This window comes from Streptomyces sp. NRRL F-5755, from assembly GCF_001279365.1.
Taxonomy (GTDB): Bacteria; Actinomycetota; Actinomycetes; order Streptomycetales; family Streptomycetaceae; genus Streptomyces; species Streptomyces rimosus.
Map to the genome: position 1 here is coordinate 1 of NZ_LGCW01000120.1, position 3497 is coordinate 3497.

Consider the following 3497-nt stretch of genomic DNA (forward strand, 5'->3'; position numbering starts at 1 on the left):
CTTCCGGGGGGTAGGTGGGCCGATTTCCGCGGTACGGGGGCCAGGTTCCGGGCGGGCCGCGACGGGCCCGGCCCGGACAGGTTCGAATCGTGGCTACGGGGGCGGGTCGGCGGCCCGGCGCGTGCGGCGGCCCCGCGCGCTCAACGGTTTGGCGCGTGCGGCGGCCCCGCGTACTCAACGGCCCGGCGCGCTCAGCGCCTCATTGAAGCGGCCTGGACCCCGATGCCGTCCGCGCTGGGCGCGTTCGCCGCGGCCGAATCGCCGACCATATGACCGACCCGCTCGTCGCCGCGCAGCGTGCTGTTGATCTCCTTCACCCCGTCACCGAGGGAGGTGACGGCCCGCTGCACATCCTCCGCCGTTCCGCTGACGCCGCTCTTGAACTTCTCCGCCCCCGTCCGGTCGGCGAAGGCGGGCGTGGCGACGGCGGGCATGGCGGCGCCCACCGACAGCGCGGCGCCGGCCAGCAGTGCGGCGGCCTTGACGTACTTCATCCGTATCCCTTTCCGGCGCGGCCTCCTCGGCGGCACGGCGCTCATGCCGCCCGGACGCGCCCCCTGGAGCGCCCGGAACACCGCTGCCACCCACGACAACGTCGTCCCGCGCGTCCGGGAAACCGTTTGCCCGCCGATTTCCCGGCCGACCGCCCGGATGCCGTACGGCCCGGACGGCCGTTCCGTACGGGTACACAGCACACAGCCCCCGGCCTGGACCGGCCGGGGGCTGTGTGAAACGTGCGGGAGGGGACTACGGGCGGGCTACTTCTTGCCCTTGGAGTCGCCGTCGGAGTCGGAGGACAGCACCGCGATGAAGGCTTCCTGCGGAACCTCCACGCTGCCGACCATCTTCATCCGCTTCTTGCCTTCCTTCTGCTTCTCCAGCAGCTTCCGCTTACGGGAGATGTCGCCGCCGTAGCACTTGGCGAGCACGTCCTTGCGGATGGCGCGGATGGTCTCGCGGGCGATCACCCGGCTGCCGATGGCGGCCTGGACCGGCACCTCGAAGCTCTGCCGCGGGATCAGCTCGCGCAGCTTGGAGACCAGCCGTACGCCGTACGCGTACGCCTTGTCCTTGTGGCAGATCGCGGAGAAGGCGTCCACCTGGTCGCCGTGCAGCAGGATGTCGACCTTGACCAGGCTGGCGATCTGCTCGCCGGTGGGCTCGTAGTCCAGCGAGGCGTAGCCGCGGGTCTTGGACTTGAGCTGGTCGAAGAAGTCGAAGACGACCTCGGCGAGCGGGAGGGTGTAGCGGATCTCCACCCGGTCCTCGGAGAGGTAGTCCATGCCGAGCAGGTTGCCGCGGCGGTTCTGGCACAGCTCCATGATCGCGCCGATGAACTCGCTGGGCGCCAGGATCGTGGCCCGTACGACCGGCTCGTGCACCTCGGCGATCTTGCCGGTGGGGAACTCGCTCGGGTTGGTGACCTCGTGCTCCTCGCCGTCCTCCATGATCACGCGGTAGATCACGTTGGGCGCGGTGGCGATCAGGTCGAGGCCGAACTCGCGCTCCAGGCGCTCGCGGATGACCTCCAGGTGCAGCAGGCCCAGGAAGCCGACGCGGAAGCCGAAGCCGAGGGCCGCGGAGGTCTCCGGCTCGTAGACCAGCGCGGCGTCGTTGAGCTGGAGCTTGTCCAGGGCGTCGCGCAGCTCCGGGTAGTCCGATCCGTCCAGCGGGTACAGGCCGGAGAAGACCATCGGCTTGGGGTCCTTGTAGCCGCCCAGCGGCTCCTCGGCACCCTTGCTGAGCTGGGTGATGGTGTCGCCGACCTTGGACTGGCGGACGTCCTTCACACCGGTGATCAGGTAGCCGACCTCGCCCACGGACAGGCCGTCGGCGGCCGTCATCTCGGGCGAGTTCGTGCCGATCTCCAGCAGCTCGTGGGCGGCGCCGGTGGACATCATCTTGATGCGCTCGCGCTTGCTCAGCGTGCCGTCGACGACCTTCACGTACGTCACGACGCCGCGGTACGCGTCGTAGACCGAGTCGAAGATCATCGCGCGCGCCGGCGCGTCCTTGACGCCGACCGGGGCCGGCACCTCGCGGACGACCTTGTCCAGCAGCTCGGCGACGCCCTCACCGGTCTTCGCGGAGACCTTCAGCACGTCCTCGGGCTCGCAGCCGACGAGGTTGGCCAGCTCCTTGGCGAACTTCTCGGGCTGCGCGGCCGGCAGGTCGATCTTGTTCAGCACCGGGATGATCTGGAGGTCGTGCTCCATCGCCAGGTACAGGTTGGCGAGGGTCTGCGCCTCGATGCCCTGGGCTGCGTCCACGAGGAGGATGCAGCCCTCGCATGCGGCGAGGGAGCGCGAGACCTCATACGTGAAGTCCACGTGGCCCGGGGTGTCGATCATGTTGAGGATGTGGGTCGCGCCACCGTCCTCGTCGGAGCGGGCCCAGGGCAGCCGGACCGCCTGGGACTTGATCGTGATGCCGCGCTCGCGCTCGATGTCCATGCGGTCGAGGTACTGCGCGCGCATCTGCCGCTGCTCAACGACGCCGGTCAGCTGGAGCATCCGGTCGGCGAGCGTGGACTTGCCGTGGTCGATGTGCGCGATGATGCAAAAGTTACGGATGAGAGCCGGGTCGGTACGGCTCGGCTCCGGCACGTTCGTAGGGGTCGCGGGCACGCAGGGTCCATTCAGAGAACGCGGGTAGGCGGGACTCGGTTGTTTTTCGTCTCCCCCATCGTCCCATGCGCGGCGGTCCTGGTCCGGTTTGGGAGGCTGTGGAGGCTGCTGGTAGCCTGGTCCACTGCGCTTTGTGCCCTCTCTCGTGCGAGGCGCGACTCGTAAATCCAACGAACCTGAAAAGGCTCTTTCGTGGCGAACATCAAGTCCCAGATGAAGCGGATCAAGACCAACGAGAAGGCTCGGCAGCGCAACAAGGCTGTGAAGTCCTCGCTGCGTACCGCGATCCGTCGCACCCGTGAGGCCGTGGAGGCCGGTGACCTGCAGAAGGCCGCCACCGCCCAGGCCGAGGCCGCCAAGAAGCTGGACAAGGCCGTCAGCAAGGGTGTCATCCACAAGAACGCCGCCGCCAACAAGAAGTCGGCGCTGGCCAAGAAGGTCGCGGCCCTCAAGGCCTGACCTGTTCTCGACGCTTCACCACTGCCGGTAAGGGCCCAGCGGCCCCTCTCTCCGCTCCTTCCGGTGCACCACCGCGCCGCACACGGCCTGCGTTCGCCACGCGGGTGCGGCGCACACACAGCTTGAAACGACGGACCTCGCGGTCGCCCTTCCCCAGGGCACCGCGGGGTCCGTTGTCGTTGGGGGTCGCGAGGGGTCGTACGGGCGCGCGCGACGGCGCATTCGGCGGGGTGGCTGTGGTCCCGGTCACCGCGGGGGGTCTGGGTGCCGTCCCGGTCGGCTACGCTGCCGCGCATGTCGATTCCGGGGGACCCGAACAATCCGTATGCGCAGCCACAGCCTGGGCCGGGGGCCTTTGGTTCGGGGGTGCCGCAGCAGGGGGCGTACGGGGTGGGGGCCGGGGCGGCCCCG

The 3497-nt window shown here is 69.3% G+C and carries 3 protein-coding genes; 1 reads left to right on the plus strand and 2 read right to left on the minus strand.

Annotated elements, in window-relative coordinates; genetic code table 11:
- Positions 1-191: 191 nt before the first annotated feature.
- Together ADK86_RS14315 and lepA are read right to left on the minus strand one after the other, a co-directional pair.
- On the minus strand, positions 192-494 hold the full coding sequence (locus tag ADK86_RS14315) for a hypothetical protein (protein ID WP_053696948.1): 303 nt from the start codon (positions 492-494) through the stop codon (positions 192-194).
- A 264-nt stretch (positions 495-758) separates the two neighbouring features.
- Positions 759-2627: a translation elongation factor 4 gene (gene lepA, locus ADK86_RS14320; protein WP_078952039.1), complete on the minus strand. Its 1869-nt coding sequence runs from the start codon at positions 2625-2627 to the stop codon at positions 759-761.
- A 192-nt stretch (positions 2628-2819) separates the two neighbouring features.
- Between lepA and rpsT the strand changes: the two genes are divergently transcribed.
- Positions 2820-3086 carry a 30S ribosomal protein S20 gene (gene rpsT / locus ADK86_RS14325; protein WP_030023016.1) on the plus strand — a complete coding sequence of 89 codons (267 nt, stop codon included), beginning with the start codon at positions 2820-2822 and terminating at the stop codon, positions 3084-3086.
- Positions 3087-3497 lie beyond the last annotated feature (411 nt).